Consider the following 16,601-nt stretch of genomic DNA (forward strand, 5'->3'; position numbering starts at 1 on the left):
TTCTCGGTCAGTCCAGGTAGTCGCGCAGGACCTGCGAGCGCGACGGGTGGCGCAGCTTGGACATCGTCTTGGACTCGATCTGCCGGATCCGCTCGCGGGTCACCCCGTAGACCTGGCCGATCTCGTCGAGCGTGCGCGGCTGGCCGTCGGTGAGGCCGAACCGCAGCCGGACCACGCCCGCCTCGCGCTCGGAGAGCGTCTGCAGCACCTGCTGGAGCTGGTCCTGCAGCAGCGAGAACGAGACCGCGTCGACGGCCACGACCGCCTCGGAGTCTTCGATGAAGTCGCCGAGCTGGCTGTCGCCCTCGTCGCCGATGGTCTGGTCGAGCGAGATCGGCTCCCGTGCGTACTGCTGGATCTCGAGGACCTTTTCCGGCGTGATGTCCATCTCCTTGGCGAGCTCTTCGGGCGTGGGCTCGCGGCCCAGGTCCTGGAGCAGCTCGCGCTGGATGCGGCCGAGCTTGTTGATGACCTCGACCATGTGCACCGGGATGCGGATGGTGCGGGCCTGGTCGGCCATCGCGCGGGTGATCGCCTGCCGGATCCACCAGGTCGCGTACGTCGAGAACTTGTAGCCCTTGGTGTAGTCGAACTTCTCGACCGCGCGGATCAGACCCAGGTTGCCCTCCTGGATCAGGTCGAGGAAGGCCATGCCGCGGCCGGTGTAGCGCTTGGCCAGCGAGACCACGAGGCGCAGGTTGGCCTCCAGCAGGTGGTTCTTGGCGCGCTCGCCGTCGCGGGAGATCCAGCCCAGATCGCGGTTCATCTGGATCGGCAGCTTCTCCTCGCGCTCGTCGGCGGCGCGCAGCTGCTCGGAGGCGTAGAGGCCGGCCTCGATCCGCTTGGCGAGCTCGACCTCCTGCTCGGCGTTGAGCAGCGGGACCTTGCCGATCTGCTTGAGGTAGGCGCGGACGGAGTCGGCGGACGCGGTCAGCTCCGCGTCGCGGCGGGCCTGCTTGAGCGCCTCGGACTCTTCGTCGTCCCACTCGAAGTCGTTGTCGGTCGCGGCCGATGCGGCGTCGGAGGCGGCGGCCTGGGCCAGCTCGGCCGGCTCCTCCTCGACGACGACGTCTTCGATCTCGGCGGCGAGCTCCTCGGGATCGATCTCTTCGCCCTCGGGGCCTTCGCCGGGCTCGGCGGTCCCCTTGGCGTCCTCGGTGCCGGGCTTGGCGGCGGCCTTGGTGGCCTTTGCGGCCGTCTTGGCGCGGGTGGCCTTGGCGGGGGCTGCCTTGGCCGGTGCCGCACCGTTGGCCGCGGCTGCCTCGTCGGCCGCGGGCACCTGCTTGGGCGGCGCGGTCTTCTTGGCGGCCGCCGTGGCCTTGGCGGTGGTCGCCCGGGACGCCGGCGTCGCGGAGCGGGCGGCGGCGACCTTGCGCTTGGTGCTCGCGGAGCCGTCGACGACCACGGTGATGCCGGCGTCGACGATCGCGCGCAAGATCTTCTTGGCCTGGGCCGGAGTCACCTCGGCCGACTCGACCGTGCGCTGGACCTCCGCCGACGTGATGTTGCCGCCGCCGCGCTGGGCGTGGGCGATCAGAATCTCGGTGATCGAGCGGACGTCTGCGCCGGTTTGGCGTGGCTCTGTCACGAATGACCTTCCGGAGGCGATCGAGCGGGCACAGCCGGCAGGAACCAGCGATGCGGTGGGCCAGGTTTCAAAGGTAGTGGGCCCCCGAGCCACGAACCGGCCTGCGCGGGAAGTTCGTGACAGGTGGGCAGGCGTGAATTGTAACGCCGTCTGCGGCGAAACATCGCGCGGCGCACGCCTGCACAGCGGCCCGGCCGCTGACGGCGGCTGCCGGAGGAAGGGAAAACGATGGACTTTGACAAAATCGTAACCGAATCGAAGGGGGACTGATGAGCGACAACACGCCGGATCCGCTGTCGAAACGGGCCGCGGAACTGCTGGCGATCGCGGTGACCGTCGCGCGCGAGGCGGCCGACACGGCCCGGAGCATGCGCGCGGAGGGCGTCTCCGGGGTCAGCACGAAGTCGACCGATACCGACGTGGTCACTGCCGCCGACCGGGCCGTCGAGCGCCAGGTGATCGCCGCGCTGGGTGCGCTGCGGCCCGGCGACACGGTGCTGGGTGAGGAGTACGGGGGCACCGACGGCGCGGGGTCGGTGCGCTGGGTGGTCGACCCCATCGACGGGACGGTCAACTACCTTTACGGCCTGCCGCAGTACGCCGTCTCCCTGGCCGCCGAGGTCGACGGGGTGGCCGTGGCCGGTGTGGTGCGCAACGCGGCGACCGGCGACGAGTGGACGGCCACGCTGGGCGGCGGCGCGTACCGGGGCAGGCGCCGGCTGGGCGGCTCCACGCAGACCGACCTGGCGCAGGTGCTGGTGGCCACCGGGTTCGGCTACGACGCGAAGCGGCGGGCGCACCAGGCCGAGGTGCTGACGCGGCTGATCACCCGGGTCCGGGACATCCGCAGGTTCGGTGCCGCGGCGCTCGACCTGTGCCTGGCCGCCGAGGGCGGCGTGGACGCCTACTTCGAGAAGGGGCTCAACCCCTGGGACCACGCCGCCGGCGGCCTGATCGCCCGCGAGGCGGGTCTGCTGGTCGGTGGACTCGACGGGCGGCCGGCGGGCCCCGACATGGTCGTGGCGGCGCCACCGGCCATCTTCGGCCCGCTGACGGAGCTGCTGGCGGAGCTGGACGCCGCCGGTGGGCCTTAGGTCCTGTCCGACGGACAGGACCTCCTAGGGCGCCGGGCAGGACTGGGGCGGCAGCTTCGGCTCGCCGCCCGCGGCCAGCTCCACAAGTGACTGGTTGACCTCGGTCGAGGTGGCGAGCTGCTTGAACTGGTCGCCGATCACCACGTCGACGACGTCGTCCTTGCGGGCCGGGTCGTATTCCGTCTTGGCCTCGTCGAGGAAGTAGGCCCGGATCACGTGCGCGCCGGCGACCGCCTTGGGTCCGTAGCGGAGCAGGGCGACACCGTCGACCGCGGTCTTCGAGTTGCCCTTCTTGATCACCTGGAACTTGCGGTTGGCGAAGTCGCTGCCGACCGAATCCGCGATGCCTACCTTGTCGGTCGCGTTGAAGACATTGATCTTGATGTCCTCGGACTTCTTCAGTGTCAGATCGACGACTGGCCAACCTTCGGGACACTGCGCCGCGAGGGTGCGACCCTTCTGCGAGTCGTCGACCAGCGCGTAGACCACAAAGGCCACAGCCAGCACGGCGAGCGCACTCACGACGACGAGCGCTCGCACTCGCGCAAAGGTCATATCCCGCTCCCGTGCAGGTGACGGTGATGGTGCACGGTTGGCGCTGCCTGCTGGCGTGGCCTCGGTCACCCGGTCTGCGACCGAGGTTAACGGTTGTCCGCTCGACGCGCGGAAACACCCGGGACATCCCCGGCGCGCCGAACGTGATCCACGGCGTCAGACACCTATCTTCGTGTCGCCTGAGTCACATCGGGAACAACTTCGGGCCAAAGAGCGTCTTAGAGGGCCACGAGGGCGGTATACATGCCTCCCGCAGGGGCAGGTAAGGTACCGCGCTCGCGGGCGCCCGTCGGGCCCGCGCCCGAAGTTTCGCGGCCGACCGGGAACCGAAACACCGTCGCTTGGCGTTACACCTAGGCGACTTATCGATACGGGAGAGTGACACCGATGGCCACCGACTACGACGCCCCGCGTCGCGACGAGGTCGACCTCGGCGAGGACAGCCTGGAAGAGCTCAAGGCCCGGCGCACGGACGCACAGTCGGGCGCCGTGGACGTCGACGAGGCCGAAGTGGCTGAGAGCTTTGAGCTGCCGGGCGCCGACCTCGCCGACGAAGAGCTCACGGTCAAGGTGCTGCCGATGCAGCAGGACGAGTTCCGCTGCGCGCGCTGTTTCCTTGTCCACCACCGCAGCCAGCTCGCCTACGAGCGCAATGGCGACCTGATCTGCCGGGAATGTGCCTGACCGGCGATCGCTGACCAGGGCGGCGGCCCCCGACGGGTCGCCGCCGACGACCACTAGACCTGCGGTCGTGGCCTCGACCTGCTTGACTCGTAACGACGGGACACAAGCGGGAGGGCACAGATGAGCCACGCCGAACGGTCCGCGGGCGACCCGGACTCCGCCGCCCCTCCGGAGTCCCCGCCCGAGGCCGCCGAGATTGGCGACACGGTCGCCAAGCTCACCGCCGAGGATCTCGAGCCCGGCCAGCGCAACCGCCTGCTCGGGCGGCTGGTCGGCCAGGTGCGCGCCCGCGGGGTGGGCGACCTGTTCAAGCCGCGTGCCGCGCTGAAATGGATCGCCGACGCCGTCAACGACGTCGCACCGTACGTCGACGTGCGCGACCTCGAGACGCTCCGCAAGCACCACCCCGGCCTCGACGACGACGATCTCGCCGAGCGCCTCGTCCGCAACGCCAGCCGCGCCACGGCCGGCGTCGGCGCCGCCGGCGGCGGTGTCGCCGCCATCGAGTGGGCCGCGACGCCCACCCTGCTCTCCGCACCGGTGCTGCTCGCCGCCGAGACCGTCACCGTCGTGGCCATCGAGATCAAGCTGATCGGCGAGCTGCACGAGGTGTACGGGCAGCCGGTGCCCGGCAACGGCGCGCAGCGCGCGATCCCGCTGGTGATGGCCTGGTCGCAGCAGCGCGGCGTCAACCCGATCGTGCCCGGCGTCGGCATCGGCGCCGTGCTCGGCACCGCCGCCCGCAAGGAGATGCGCGACCGGCTGCTGCGCCGGTTCGGCCGCAACCTGACCACCCTGGGCCCGTTCCTGACCGGTGCCGCGGTCGCCAGCTACCTCAACAGCCGGGCCACGAAGGCGATCGGCGAGCAGGTCATCAAGGACCTGCGGAAGCGCAAGCGGAACGTCATCGAGGGAGAGGCGCGCTGACCTTCGCGCGGGTGATGCCCTCCGCCAGCCGGACCGGGTCACGGGAGCTGACCACCCAGTACGGCGTCGGGTCGGCCGGGTCGTCGATGACCACCTGCACGGCGCCGGCGATCCACGGCCGCTGCACGACGAAGGCCAGCTCGTGGTTGCCGACGCCGAGCAGCTCGCGCTTGCCGGCCGCGTCCAGCGGCACCGCGTCGGTGACGAACGACAGCGGGATGTGCGCGTCGTCGACGTGCAGCTCGCCGCCGCGGACCGCGATCCGGATCCGCCCGGCCCGAGCGAGCCCGAGAAGGGCCAGCGGGATCAGCACCACGAACGGGAGCCAGGCACGCATGCCGCCGGCACCCATCCACACCTCGAAGGCCAGCAGCGCCGCGACACCCACCCCGCAGAGCCACAGCCACCATGGGAGCCGTAACCGCTCGGCGTAGTCATCGGTAGCCACGATGTCCGAGGGTACGGCGCGCCGTACGCTCGGCACCCGGCAGGATAGGTAGGACCGCGCCCGCGGGACCCACACAGAAAGCTGACACTGTGACCGACGCCGCCGTCCGGGTGGCTGTGCGCCAGCTCGACCCGGACCTCCCGCTCCCGTCGTACGCCCATCCCGGTGACGCGGGTGCCGACCTGTCGGCGGCCGCCGACGTGGAGATCCCACCCGGTGGCCGGGCCATGGTGCCGACCGGTGTGGCGATCGCGCTGCCCGAGGGTTTCGTCGGCCTGGTGCACCCGCGCTCCGGCCTGGCCGCCCGGATGGGCGTGACGGTGCTCAACGCGCCCGGCACGGTCGACGCCGGCTACCGCGGTGAGATCCTCATCAACCTGGTAAACCACGACCCGTCCGCGCCTGCGAAGATCTCGCGCGGCGACCGTGTCGCGCAGCTTGTCGTGCAGCGCGTCGAGCGGGCACACTTCCACGTCGTCGAGGACCTGCCCGAATCCGTACGCGGGTCCGGTGGGCACGGCTCGACCGGCGGGGTGGCCTCTTCCGAAAGGCAGGCGGACTGATGTTCTCGCGAGGCGGATCCGGGCGGCACGCCCGTGGCGATCGGGGCGGCCGTTCCGATCGCCCGGCCCGGGGCAGCGCCCCGGTGCCACAGCCGCCGGCCGAGCGTCGGCACGGCCCCTACGACATCTCCGAGGCACCGTCCGGTGTGGAGCGCCTCGACCTGGGCAGCCTGCAGATCCCGGCCGTGCCCGAGGTGGAGATCCGCGTCCAGGCCAACCCCGACGGCGCCGTGCAGCAGGTCGTACTGGTCAACGGCGACAACGCGCTGCAGGTCGGCGTGTTCGCCGCACCGCGCTCCGAGGGCATCTGGGAAGAGGTCCGCGAGGAGATCCGCGAGTCGCTGTTCAGCGAGGGTGTCGCGGTGCAGGAGACCGAGGGGGAATACGGGGTCGAGCTGCGCGCCCGCGTGCGCACCGCCGACGGCCTGACCGACCTGCGCTTCCTCGGCGTCGACGGGCCGCGCTGGATGGTCCGTGGCGTGTTCCAGGGCCCGGCCGCGACCGACCCGTCCCGGGCCGGGGTGCTGGTCGAGTGCCTGCACGGGCTCGTGGTCGACCGTGGGCAGGAGGCCAAGCCGGTGCGCGAGCCGCTGCCGCTGCGGCTGCCCAAGGAGGCCAGCGAGCAGGTGCACGAGCAGCAGGCCGCGCCGGAGACGCCGCTGGCGCCGCCGGCCAACGGTTCCGGCCCCGGACCGCGCCGCCGGCCCTCGCCTCGACCACGCTGAGCGATCGACACCTTTCTCCGCGTCGACCCATCGGCGTGGGGAGGTGTGTGGCGCCGGTCACGCGTACGCTGAAAGGGGCGTGCGCCCGGCCGGGGCGCCGAGGAGAGTGAAGCGCAAAGGTCATGGCCATCGACCAGAGCCGCACGTCGCTGCGGCGCTTCTTTCAGCGGCTGACGGCTGACGAGGAGACCCTGGAGGCGGAAAACCTCCAGCGGGAGAGCGCGAAGTCCGGCTGTGTGCCGGCCGGGCTCTGCATGCGCGGGCAGCTCGTGGCACTGAGCGGGCGCCTCAAGACCGTCGTCTACACCCCCCGCACCAACCTCCCCACGCTCGAGGCCGACCTCTACGACGGCAGCGACGTGGTGACGCTGGTGTGGCTGGGCCGGCGGCACATCGCGGGGATCGAGCCGGGGCGACAACTGACCGCGCGTGGTCGCGTCGCGGTGCGGGATGACCGTAAAGTCATCTACAACCCGTACTACGAGCTGGAAGCCACCAGATGACCTCTGCGCCGCGCGCCGCCGACGAGTCCACCCGCGACCCCGACGGCGAGGAGCCGCTGCCCCCGTTCGGTGAGATGGTCTCGCAGCAGCTCGGCGGCTGGCGGGGGCTGGTCGAGTCGAGCATCCCGATCCTGGTGTTCGTCGTCGTCAACATCGTCTGGGATCTCAACCCCGCGCTGATCGCGTCGGTCGGCATCGCCCTGGTGATCGGCGGGGTGCGGCTGGCGCAGAAGCGCCCGGTCCGGCACGCCGTCAACGGCCTGTTCGGCATCGCCCTGGGTGCGCTGATCGCCTGGCGCACCGGCGAGGCCCGCGACTTCTACCTGCCGGGCATCATCCAGAGCTACATCTTCGCCGCCGCGCTGCTGGTCTCGGCGGCCGTGCGGCAACCGCTGGTCGGCTGGGGCTGGTCGGTGATCATGGCGGGCGGCAAGTCCGAGTGGCGCCAGGACCGCCGGCTGATGCGCACGTTCATATGGCTCACCGTGCTCTGGGCCGTGGTCTGGATCCTCAAGGTCAGCGCGCAGGCCTGGCTCTGGTACGACAAGCAGGACGACCTGCTCGGCGTCGCCCGGCTGGTGCTCGGCACGCCGCCCTACGTGCTGCTCGCGCTGTTCACGGTCGCCGTGGTCCGCCGGGTCACCCGCGACCGCGAGCCGGTGGTCGAGAGCGCCTGAAGCGAAAGCAACGGTCCGTTACTAACGCTTTCCGCATAGGAACGGTCCGTTGCTAACTCGCCGCGAGCGTGTGCCGTTAACAACGGACCGTTCCTATAGCGAAAGCGTTAGTAACGGACCGTTCCTTGCGAGCTAGGTCAGCGCGCGGCGGTCGGTGGCGTCGGGGCCAAGGATGACCGCGCGGACGGCGTCCTCGACCTCGGCCGTGCAGACGAAGATCAGCTCGTCGCCGGCCTCCAGCGGGTCGTCCGGCGTCGGCACCAGCACGCGCCGGCCGCGCAGGATCGCGGTGAGCGCCGAGTCGCGGGGGAGCGGCACGTTGCGCACCGGCAGGCCCACGTAGGGCGCGGTCGGCGGCAGCGTGATCTCCACGAGGTTGGCCTCGCCCTGGCGGAACGTCATCAGCCGCACCAGGTCGCCGACCGTGACCGCCTCCTCGACCAGAGCGGCCATCAGCCGCGGCTTGCTCACCGCGACGTCGACGCCCCACTGCTCGGTGAACAGCCACTCGTTCTCGGCGCGGTTGACCCGGGCGACCACCCGCGGCACCGCGAACTCGGTCTTGGCGAGCAGCGAGACGACCAGGTTGACCTTGTCGTCGCCGGTGGCCGCGACCACCACGTCGCAGGTCGCGACGTTGGACTCCTCGAGGCTGGCCAGCTCGCAGGCGTCGGCCAGGATCCACTCGGCGGCCGGCACGCGCTCCGGCCGCAGCATCTTCGGCGAACGCTCGATGAGCATCACCTCGTGGCCGTTGCCGACGAGCTCGGCGGCGATCGAGCGGCCCACGTTGCCCGCTCCGGCGATGGCGACCCGCATGGTCAGTGCCCCCCTTCCGGAGCGGCGGCGGCGACCTCGGTCACCGACGTGGCGATGTCGTCGGTGACCAGCATGAACAGCTGGTCACCCTCCTGGATCACGGTCGACGCCGTGGGCAGGGTGCCGATGCCGAAGCGCATGACGTACGCCGCCCGCGCACCGACCGCGTCCTCCAGCGAGCGCAGCAGGCGGCCGATCCAGTCCTTGTGCGCCGGCACCTCGATGATCGAGACGGTGCTGGTCGGGTCGCGGAAGATCTCGGCGTGCCCCTCGGGCAGCAGGTGCCGGATCATCCGGTCCGCGGTCCACCGGACCGTGGCCACCGTCGGGATGCCCAGCCGCTCGTACACCTCGGCGCGTTTCTGGTCGTAGATCCGGGCCGCGACGCGCGTCACACCGAACGTCTCGCGGGCCAGCCGGGCCGAGATGATGTTGGAGTTGTCACCGCTGGAGACGGCGGCGAACGCGTCGGCCCGCTCGATGCCGGCCTCCCGCAGCACGTCGCGGTCGAAACCCACGCCGGCCACCGTGATCCCGCCGAACTCGGGCCCCAACCGGCGGAACGCGTCGGCATTCTGGTCGATGACGGCCACCGAATGGCCGCGCTCTTCGAGGGTGTGTGCGAGCGTCGAGCCGACGCGACCACATCCCATGATCACGACGTGCACCGGTGACACCCCTTCCACGGCGGATTACGGCCGATTGACCGTACCGCCTGGCGGCCGATCTTCGGCGCGGCCCTACCGCTCGGCGGCCCTTTCCAGCCGGCCGTACCCTTACCCGTTGTGGCCAGACCCACCTCGGTGATGAAGCGTCTGCTGCTGGGCCGACCGTTCCGGTCGGACCGGCTGCAGCACACGCTGCTGCCCAAGCGCATCGCCCTGCCGGTGTTCGCCTCCGACGCGCTGTCCAGCGTCGCGTACGCGCCGGACGAGATCCTGCTGACGCTCTCCATCGCCGGCGCCTCGGCGTACGTGTTCTCGCCCTGGGTCGCACTCGCCGTGGTCGTCGTGATGCTCACCGTGGTCGCCAGCTACCGGCAGAACGTGCACGCGTACCCGTCCGGCGGCGGCGACTACGAGGTGGCCACGGTCAACCTGGGCCCGAAGTTCGGCATCGGCGTGGCCAGCGCGTTGCTGGTCGACTACGTGCTGACGGTGGCCGTGTCGGTGTCGTCGGGCGTGGCCAACCTCGGCTCCGTGGTCCCGTGGGTGGCGGAGCACAAGATCGCGGTGGCGGTCGGCGCCGTCGTGGTGCTGACCGCGATCAACCTGCGCGGCCTGCGGGAGTCGGGCACCGCGTTCGCCATCCCCACGTACGGCTTCATGATCGTCATCATCGGCATGCTGTTGACCGGTTTCTTCCGGATATTCGTGCTCGGTGACGATCTCCAGGCGCCCAGTGCGGGTTTGACCATCGCGGCCGAGCATGACGTGACCGGCTTCGCGATGGTCTTTCTGTTACTGCGGACGTTCTCCTCCGGTGCGGCGGCGCTGACCGGTGTCGAGGCGATCTCCAACGGCGTGCCCGCGTTCAAGCCGCCCAAGAGCCGCAACGCGGCGACCACGCTGCTGCTGCTCGGCACGGTGGCGGTCACCATGCTGGTCGGCATCGTCTACCTGTCGCGCCTGACCCACCTGCAGTTCATGGAGGACCCGGGCCGGCAGATCGTCGGCGGTGCGGGCGACTACGTGCAGAAGACGGTGACCACCCAGCTCGGCGAGACCGTGTTCGGCAACGGCTCGGTGCTGCTCTACGTGGTGGCCGGCGCCACGGCGCTGATCCTGTTCCTGGCCGCCAACACCGCGTTCAACGGCTTCCCGGTGCTCGGCTCGATCCTGGCGCAGGACCGCTATCTGCCCCGCCAGCTGCACACCCGCGGTGACCGGCTGGCGTTCTCCAACGGCATCATCTTCCTGGCCGTGTTCGCGATCGTGCTGATCGTCGCGTTCCAGGCCGAGGTGACCCGGCTGATCCAGCTCTACATCGTGGGCGTGTTCGTCTCGTTCACGCTGTCGCAGACCGGCATGATCCGGCACTGGAACCGGCTGTTGCCGCGTGAGCGCGACCCCGGGGCGCGCCGCCGGATGCAGCGGGCGCGGGCCATCAACACGTTCGGCGCGTTCCTCACCGGCACCGTGCTGGTCATCGTGCTGGTCACGAAGTTCCTCCTCGGCGCGTGGATCGCGATCGCCGCGATGCTGGTGATCTACGCGGTGATGCTGGCCATCCGGCAGCACTACGACCGGGTCGCGCGGGAGTTGGCGCCCGACGAGGGCCGGCCGATGCTGCCGGCCCGCAACCACGCCGTCGTGCTCGTCTCCAAGGTGCACATGCCGACCCTGCGGGCAGTCGCGTACGCGCAGGCGACCCGGCCCGACACGATCACCGCCGTGACAGTCAACGTCGACGACAAGGACACCCGCGCCGTGCAGGCGGAGTGGGAGCGGCGCGAGGTGCCGGTCCCGCTGACGGTCATCGACTCGCCCTACCGGGAGATCACCCGGCCGATCATCGACTTCGTCAAGCGGGTCCGCACGGACTCGCCGCGCGACGTGGTCACGGTCTTCATCCCCGAGTACGTCGTCGGCCACTGGTGGGAGAACCTGCTGCACAACCAGAGCGCGCTGCGGCTCAAGGGCCGGCTGCTGTTCGAGCCGGGCGTGATGGTGACCAGCGTGCCGTGGCAGCTCGCCTCGAGCCAGACCCGCAACCTCGACCGGCTGGACGCGACGCTGATCCGTGGGCCGGCGCGCGGCCCGCGCAACCGGGGTGGCCACAAGCACGGCCCGATGGTCACGCCCGAGGCCACCGAGCCGACGTCGCCTGGCGCGCCGGGCGGGGACGAGACCGCGCCGGCCCCGGCGGACCGCGCGTGACCGCCGAGCGCACCGACCCGATCGGTGAGGAGGAGCGGATCACGCTCACCGTGGGCGCGCCGGCGCACGGCGGGCACTGCGTCGCGCGGCTCGACGGGCAGGTGGTGTTCGTCCGGCACGCGCTGCCCGGCGAACGGGTCACCGCGCTGGTCACCGAGGTGCACAGTGGATACCTGCGGGCGGACGCGATCGAGATCCTCGAGCCGTCGCCGGACCGGGTCGCGGCGCCCTGCCCGTACGCCGGACCGGGCCGCTGCGGCGGCTGCGACCTGCAGCACGTGGCGCCGCCGGCGCAGCTCGCCTGGAAGACCGCGGTGCTCCGCGAGCAGCTCACCCGGCTGGGCAAGCTGTCGGAGGACGAGGTGGACGCGCTCGGCGTCGCGGTGACCGCGCTGCCCGGCGGGCCGACCGGCTGGCGCACCCGGGTCCGCTACACGGTCGACGCGGCCGGCCGGGTCGGGCTGCTCAAGCACCGCTCGCACGAGGTCGTGCCGATCGACCGCTGCCTGATCGCGCACCCGGCCATCCAGGCGCTGCCCGTGCTCGACCGGGCGTGGCCCGCGGCTGACGCGGTGGAGACCGTGGCGTCGGGGGAGGGCGACGTCGCCGTCCTGCCACAGCCTGGTGCTCAGCCGGCCACCGTGCGTGAGCGCGCGCTCGGTCGCACCTGGACGATCGGCGCGGAGACGTTCTGGCAGGTGCATCCCGCCGCCGCGGAGACGCTGGTCGGCGCGGTGCTCGACCTGGTCGGGCCGCGGGCCGGCGAGCGGGCCTGGGACCTCTACGGCGGTGCCGGCCTGTTCGCGGCCGCGCTGGCCGAGCGGGTCGGTCCCGGCGGTCGCGTCACGCTGGTCGAGTCGGCGCCCGACGGCGTCGCCGCGGCCCGCGACAACCTCGGTGACCTGCCCTGGGTCGAGGTCGTGCCGGCCCGCGTGGAGACCGCGCTGGCCCGGCGCCGGGTGGCGGGGCCGGTCGACGTGGTGGTGCTCGACCCGCCGCGCACCGGCGCGGGCGCCCGGGTGGTCGAGTCGCTGACGGCGTCGGGTGCGCGCGCGGTGGGCTACGTCGCCTGCGACCCGGCCTCGTTCGCCCGTGACGTGCGCACGTTCCGCGACCGCGGCTGGCGCCTCGCCGAACTGCGCGGCTACGACTGTTTCCCGATGACGCACCATCTCGAATGCGTCGGGTTGTTGCTCCCCGAATCGTGAAGCCTAATTAGTTTCGGAATTCAGTTTCGGTAAATTGACCCCCGATCGGGGGTCAGTGCTGTGCCGCGGCCATCGGGCGATTGGGGGCGACTGGGCCGCCCTCCTGTTCGGGGCCGGACACGCGCGCGGCGGCGCGCCGGTCGCGGAAGCGGATCCAGGCGATGACGAGCAGGATCAGCGGGAGCAGCGGCAGCGTGATGATCGCGACGAAGACCAGCGCGAGCAGTTGACCCCCCGCGTACTTCCCGGAAACGCGTGTCATGGGCACACCTTTTTCGGGACGGAAACAACTGCCGCCATCGTACGTCTTTCTCGGGTGTGCCCCATTTATCGACGGCGGGCCGAAACGGGGTTTCCGGTGGCTGCGCGTACCCATCGATCATGGCCATAGCAAGGGGTTATGAAGATCGGTGCGGTCATGGCCGGCGTCACCAACTGTCACGGTCCCGTCAGTAAGACTTGCCCGATCGGACCACCGGTTCACCCGAACGGGCGGCGTCACCCTGCGCGGCCGGCCGTGCGCGCACCGTCCACATGAAGGGGATCGCGGCCCTTGCGGAAAGGGAGATTCGGTGAAGACGATCTCGGATCGGGGTGCGGCAGATGCACGCCCGATTACACTTGCCGGTCATGAGCGTTGAAGAGAGTCGGGCCAGTCTGTTGTCCGCCATCCGCGGCCCGCAGGACCTCAAACGGCTCTCCGCCGAGGAGTTGGTCCTGCTCTCCGCCGAGATCCGCGACTTCCTGGTCGCGAAGGTCTCCCGCACCGGCGGGCACCTCGGGCCCAACCTCGGCGTCGTCGAGTTGACGCTGGCGATGCACCGGGTCTTCGACTCGCCGCGCGACAAGTTCCTCTTCGACACCGGCCACCAGGCCTACGTGCACAAGATCGTGACTGGCCGGCAGGCCGGGTTCGACCAGCTCCGCCAGCGCGGTGGCCTATCCGGCTACCCCAGCCAGGCCGAGAGCGAGCACGACCTGGTCGAGAACTCGCACGCCTCGACGGCGCTGAGCTACGCCGACGGCATGGCCAAGGCCTACGCCCTGCGCGGCGAGCAGCGCAGCGTGGTCGCCGTCGTCGGCGACGGCGCGCTCACCGGCGGCATGTGCTGGGAGGCGCTCAACAACATCGCCACCGCCGGCAACCCGCTGGTCATCGTCGTCAACGACAACCAGCGCTCCTACGCGCCGACGATCGGCGGCCTCGCCGACCACCTGTCCTCGCTGCGGCTCAACCCGGGCTACGAGAAGGTGCTCGACCTGGTCAAGGAGTCGCTGGGCTCGACGCCGCTGGTCGGCAAGCCGCTCTACGAGGTTTTGCACGCGGTGAAGAAGGGCATCAAGGATGCCGTGGCGCCGCAGGCCATGTTCGAGGATCTCGGCATCAAATACGTCGGGCCGGTCGACGGCCACGACATCACCGCCGTGGAGTCCGCGCTGCGCCGTGCCAAGGGCTTCCGCGGGCCGGTCATCGTGCACGCGGTGACCCGCAAGGGCTACGGCTACCGCCCCGCCGAGGAGGACGACGCCGACTGCCTGCACGGCCCGAGCAGCGCGTTCGACGTCGAGACCGGCAAGCTGCTGGCCGCGCCGAGTGTCAAGTGGACCCACGTGTTCGCCGACGAACTGGTCGCGATCGCCGACGAGCGCCCCGACGTGGTCGGCATCACCGCCGCCATGGCCGAGCCGACCGGCATAGCCGCGTTGGCCCGCAAGCACCCCGAGCGCGTCTACGACGTGGGCATCGCCGAGCAGCACGCCGCGACCTCGGCCGCCGGCCTCGCGCTCGGCGGTCTGCACCCGGTGGTCGCGGTCTACGCGACGTTCCTCAACCGGGCGTTCGACCAGGTGCTGCTCGACGTCGCAATGCACAAGCTGCCGGTGACCTTCGTGCTCGACCGCGCCGGCATCACCGGCCCCGACGGGCCGAGCCACTACGGCATCTGGGACATGTCGGTCTTCGGTGTCGTGCCGGGCCTGCGCATCGCCGCCCCCCGCGACGCCGCCACGCTGCGCGAGGAGCTACGCGAGGCGGTGGCCGTCGACGACGGCCCGACGATCCTGCGCTTCCCGACCGGCTCCGTCGCCGCCGACCTGCCGGCCGTCCGCCGGATCGGCCCGGTCGACGTGCTGCGCGAGGACCGCCAGAAGGACGTCCTGCTGGTCGTGGTCGGCGCGTTCGGCCACCTCGGCATCGAGGTCGCGACCCGGCTCGCCGAGCACGGCTACGGCGTGACCGTCGTCGACCCGCGCTGGGTCCGCCCGGTGCCGGCCGAGCTGGTCACCCTGGCCGCCCGGCACCGCCTCGTGGTCACCGTCGAAGACGGCGTCCGCACCGGCGGCGTCGGCGACGCCCTCGCCAAGGCAATGCGCGACGCCGACGTCCGGATCCCGCTGCGTGACCTGGGCGTGCCCGCCGAGTGGCACCCGCACGGCAACCGCGCCCAGATCCTGGCCGACGTCGGCCTCACCGCCCAGGACGTGGCCCGCGAGGTCACCGGCTGGGTCTCCCGCCTCGACGACACCGCACCGGCCGAGCACATCGGCGCAGCAGCGACAGCGCCGAAGCCGGCACAGCGGGACAACGTCACGCCATAGGGGGCGCAGTGTCCCAGCGGCCGGGTGAGTGGGTGGTGATCGAGCTCGGCACCGCCCACGGTTCGGTTGACGAGGAGCAGGTGCCCGGCAGCCGGCACCGCCGGCGTTCGTGGCGTTCGCGGCTGGCCGCGACGACCGGTGCGCTGGTGCTGGTCTGTGGCGGCGCCGCCACCGCGAGCCCGCCGTTCCGGCCCACCGCCGCGGTCCCGGTCGAGGCCGGCTCCAGCGTCTCCGTCGCGGGCGACCTCCTGTTGGTGGCCGACCCGGCGCCGGTGCCGGCGACGCTCGCCACCTCCGCCGCCGGCGGCACGGCCGGCGGCGACGCCGACGCCGGCCTGGTCGAGCTGCGCGGCTATGACCTGCCCAGCGGCGCCGAGCGCTGGCGGCTGCGGCTGCCCGCGGCGATGTCCCAGTCCGCGGCCCGGGTCGGCGACCTGGTGCTCGTGGCGTCCCGGGACTCGATCCGCAGGCAGACCGGCACCACCGCGGTCGACGCCGGCACGGGCGAGGTGCGCTGGAACCGCGACGACGCCGTGCTGACCGTGCCGGGCGTCGGCGTCGGGCTCGCCGTCGACGAGGTGCGCAGCGCCAGCGGCGCCGGGCGCCGGGTCTCCGGCCGGATCGACGCGATCGACCTGGCCACCGGGCGCACGCTCTGGCACACCCGGGTGCCGTCGACCGCCGTCGCGCACGTGGTGGCCCGTGACCCGGCGCTGGCCGTGCTGGTGCTCGACTCCGGCCGCACCGAGGTGCACGACCTGGTCACCGGTGCGCTGCGCGGCGTCGGCACGCTGCCGCCGGCCGACTACGCGCCCGACAACCCGCGCCTCGTCGACGACGGGCTGGTGCTCCGCCACCCCGACAGCCGGCCCGGCCGGCGGTCCGCGCTGACCGCGTACAACCTCGACAACGTCGGCCTCGAATGGAGCCGCCCGGACCGCGCCCGGGACGTCAGCTGGGCCGACTGTGACGGCAACCTGTGTGCCCGTACCCCCGACGGGATCTGGACCCTCGACCTCGACAACGGCGGGCAGGCCTTCGTGACCGGTGACGGGCTGCCGTGGCTGCCCGTCCGGGGGAGCGCGAACCAGCTCGTCTTCCGGCTTCTGCCGGACGAGCGCGTCGCGGTGGCCAGCGGCGGGACGACCGCCGCGCCGCGACCGCTCGGCACGCTGCCGGCCGGCAGCCGCGACTGCCGCGCCGGCGACACGGCGCTGGTCTGCCGCGGCGGCGACGGCCACCAGCTCGCGATCTTCTCGCTCCCGTAGGGGGTGTCTCCTGGGCTCCGGCGGCACCATCGACCTCGGCTCGGTCGCGCGTCTGCCGGCCGAGC

The 16,601-nt window shown here is 71.7% G+C and carries 17 protein-coding genes; 11 read left to right on the plus strand and 6 right to left on the minus strand.

The window, feature by feature from the left end; genetic code table 11:
* Nucleotides 1-7: 7 nt before the first annotated feature.
* Nucleotides 8-1,588 carry an RNA polymerase sigma factor gene (locus Air01nite_RS19245; RefSeq protein WP_203704037.1) on the minus strand — a complete coding sequence of 527 codons (1,581 nt, stop codon included), beginning with the start codon at nt 1,586-1,588 and terminating at the stop codon, nt 8-10.
* A 269-nt stretch (nt 1,589-1,857) separates the two neighbouring features.
* On the opposite strand from Air01nite_RS19245, the gene Air01nite_RS19250 reads away from it, so the two are divergent.
* Nucleotides 1,858-2,682, plus strand: coding sequence for an inositol monophosphatase family protein (locus Air01nite_RS19250; protein WP_203704038.1), 825 nt, complete (start codon nt 1,858-1,860; stop codon nt 2,680-2,682).
* Between the two features lie 24 nt (nt 2,683-2,706).
* Here the strand turns inward: Air01nite_RS19250 and Air01nite_RS19255 are convergent, their stop codons facing one another.
* Nucleotides 2,707-3,237: a LytR C-terminal domain-containing protein gene (locus Air01nite_RS19255; protein ID WP_203704039.1), complete on the minus strand. Its 531-nt coding sequence runs from the start codon at nt 3,235-3,237 to the stop codon at nt 2,707-2,709.
* A gap of 387 nt (nt 3,238-3,624) precedes the next feature.
* Between Air01nite_RS19255 and Air01nite_RS19260 the strand changes: the two genes are divergently transcribed.
* Together Air01nite_RS19260 and Air01nite_RS19265 are read left to right on the plus strand one after the other, a co-directional pair.
* Entirely contained in the window at nt 3,625-3,921 is a 297-nt protein-coding gene (locus Air01nite_RS19260) for a DUF4193 domain-containing protein (protein WP_203704040.1), read from the plus strand.
* Between the two features lie 120 nt (nt 3,922-4,041).
* Nucleotides 4,042-4,848, plus strand: coding sequence for a hypothetical protein (locus Air01nite_RS19265; RefSeq protein ID WP_203704041.1), 807 nt, complete (start codon nt 4,042-4,044; stop codon nt 4,846-4,848).
* Here the strand turns inward: Air01nite_RS19265 and Air01nite_RS19270 are convergent.
* The gene (locus Air01nite_RS19270; protein ID WP_239090811.1) at nt 4,826-5,296 is read right to left on the minus strand and encodes a DUF3093 domain-containing protein; all 471 of its coding nucleotides are present in this window, start codon (nt 5,294-5,296) and stop codon (nt 4,826-4,828) included. The two genes, Air01nite_RS19265 and Air01nite_RS19270, sit on opposite strands and share 23 nt — an antisense overlap.
* 89 nt (nt 5,297-5,385) lie before the next feature.
* On the opposite strand from Air01nite_RS19270, the gene dut reads away from it, so the two are divergent.
* The 4 genes from dut to Air01nite_RS19290 all read left to right on the plus strand — a co-directional run bounded on the left by dut (nt 5,386) and on the right by Air01nite_RS19290 (nt 7,764).
* Entirely contained in the window at nt 5,386-5,859 is a 474-nt protein-coding gene (gene dut / locus Air01nite_RS19275; RefSeq protein ID WP_203704043.1) for a dUTP diphosphatase, read from the plus strand.
* Nucleotides 5,856-6,584 (plus strand): DUF3710 domain-containing protein, encoded by a 729-nt coding sequence (locus tag Air01nite_RS19280; RefSeq protein ID WP_203704146.1) that lies wholly within the window; start codon nt 5,856-5,858, stop codon nt 6,582-6,584. Before dut ends, Air01nite_RS19280 begins: the two co-directional genes overlap by 4 nt.
* A gap of 122 nt (nt 6,585-6,706) precedes the next feature.
* Nucleotides 6,707-7,087, plus strand: a complete 381-nt coding sequence (locus tag Air01nite_RS19285) for an OB-fold nucleic acid binding domain-containing protein (protein WP_203704044.1) — start codon at nt 6,707-6,709, stop codon at nt 7,085-7,087.
* Complete coding sequence (locus Air01nite_RS19290) at nt 7,084-7,764, plus strand: DUF3159 domain-containing protein (protein WP_203704045.1); 681 nt, start codon at nt 7,084-7,086, stop codon at nt 7,762-7,764. Before Air01nite_RS19285 ends, Air01nite_RS19290 begins: the two co-directional genes overlap by 4 nt.
* A 132-nt stretch (nt 7,765-7,896) precedes the next feature.
* Here the strand turns inward: Air01nite_RS19290 and Air01nite_RS19295 are convergent, their stop codons facing one another.
* Together Air01nite_RS19295 and Air01nite_RS19300 are read right to left on the minus strand one after the other, a co-directional pair.
* Nucleotides 7,897-8,589 carry a potassium channel family protein gene (locus tag Air01nite_RS19295; RefSeq protein ID WP_203704147.1) on the minus strand — a complete coding sequence of 231 codons (693 nt, stop codon included), beginning with the start codon at nt 8,587-8,589 and terminating at the stop codon, nt 7,897-7,899.
* Nucleotides 8,586-9,260 carry a potassium channel family protein gene (locus Air01nite_RS19300; RefSeq protein ID WP_344385856.1) on the minus strand — a complete coding sequence of 225 codons (675 nt, stop codon included), beginning with the start codon at nt 9,258-9,260 and terminating at the stop codon, nt 8,586-8,588. Before Air01nite_RS19300 ends, Air01nite_RS19295 begins: the two co-directional genes overlap by 4 nt.
* 108 nt (nt 9,261-9,368) lie before the next feature.
* Here Air01nite_RS19300 and Air01nite_RS19305 point away from each other — a divergent pair, with 108 nt between their 5' ends.
* Both Air01nite_RS19305 and Air01nite_RS19310 read left to right on the plus strand, forming a co-directional pair.
* Nucleotides 9,369-11,462 (plus strand): APC family permease, encoded by a 2,094-nt coding sequence (locus Air01nite_RS19305; RefSeq protein ID WP_203704048.1) that lies wholly within the window; start codon nt 9,369-9,371, stop codon nt 11,460-11,462.
* Entirely contained in the window at nt 11,459-12,670 is a 1,212-nt protein-coding gene (locus tag Air01nite_RS19310; protein WP_203704049.1) for a class I SAM-dependent RNA methyltransferase, read from the plus strand. Before Air01nite_RS19305 ends, Air01nite_RS19310 begins: the two co-directional genes overlap by 4 nt.
* A 52-nt stretch (nt 12,671-12,722) precedes the next feature.
* On the opposite strand, the gene Air01nite_RS19315 is transcribed toward Air01nite_RS19310, so the two are convergent.
* Complete coding sequence (locus tag Air01nite_RS19315; RefSeq protein ID WP_203704050.1) at nt 12,723-12,932, minus strand: hypothetical protein; 210 nt, start codon at nt 12,930-12,932, stop codon at nt 12,723-12,725.
* A gap of 368 nt (nt 12,933-13,300) precedes the next feature.
* Here Air01nite_RS19315 and dxs point away from each other — a divergent pair, with 368 nt between their 5' ends.
* Complete coding sequence (dxs, locus tag Air01nite_RS19320) at nt 13,301-15,268, plus strand: 1-deoxy-D-xylulose-5-phosphate synthase (RefSeq protein ID WP_203704052.1); 1,968 nt, start codon at nt 13,301-13,303, stop codon at nt 15,266-15,268.
* An 8-nt stretch (nt 15,269-15,276) separates the two neighbouring features.
* Nucleotides 15,277-16,536, plus strand: coding sequence for an outer membrane protein assembly factor BamB family protein (locus tag Air01nite_RS19325; protein WP_203704053.1), 1,260 nt, complete (start codon nt 15,277-15,279; stop codon nt 16,534-16,536).
* The last annotated feature ends 65 nt before the right edge of the window (nt 16,537-16,601 follow it).

This window comes from Asanoa iriomotensis (assembly GCF_016862515.1).
GTDB classification, from domain to species: domain Bacteria; phylum Actinomycetota; class Actinomycetes; order Mycobacteriales; family Micromonosporaceae; genus Asanoa; species Asanoa iriomotensis.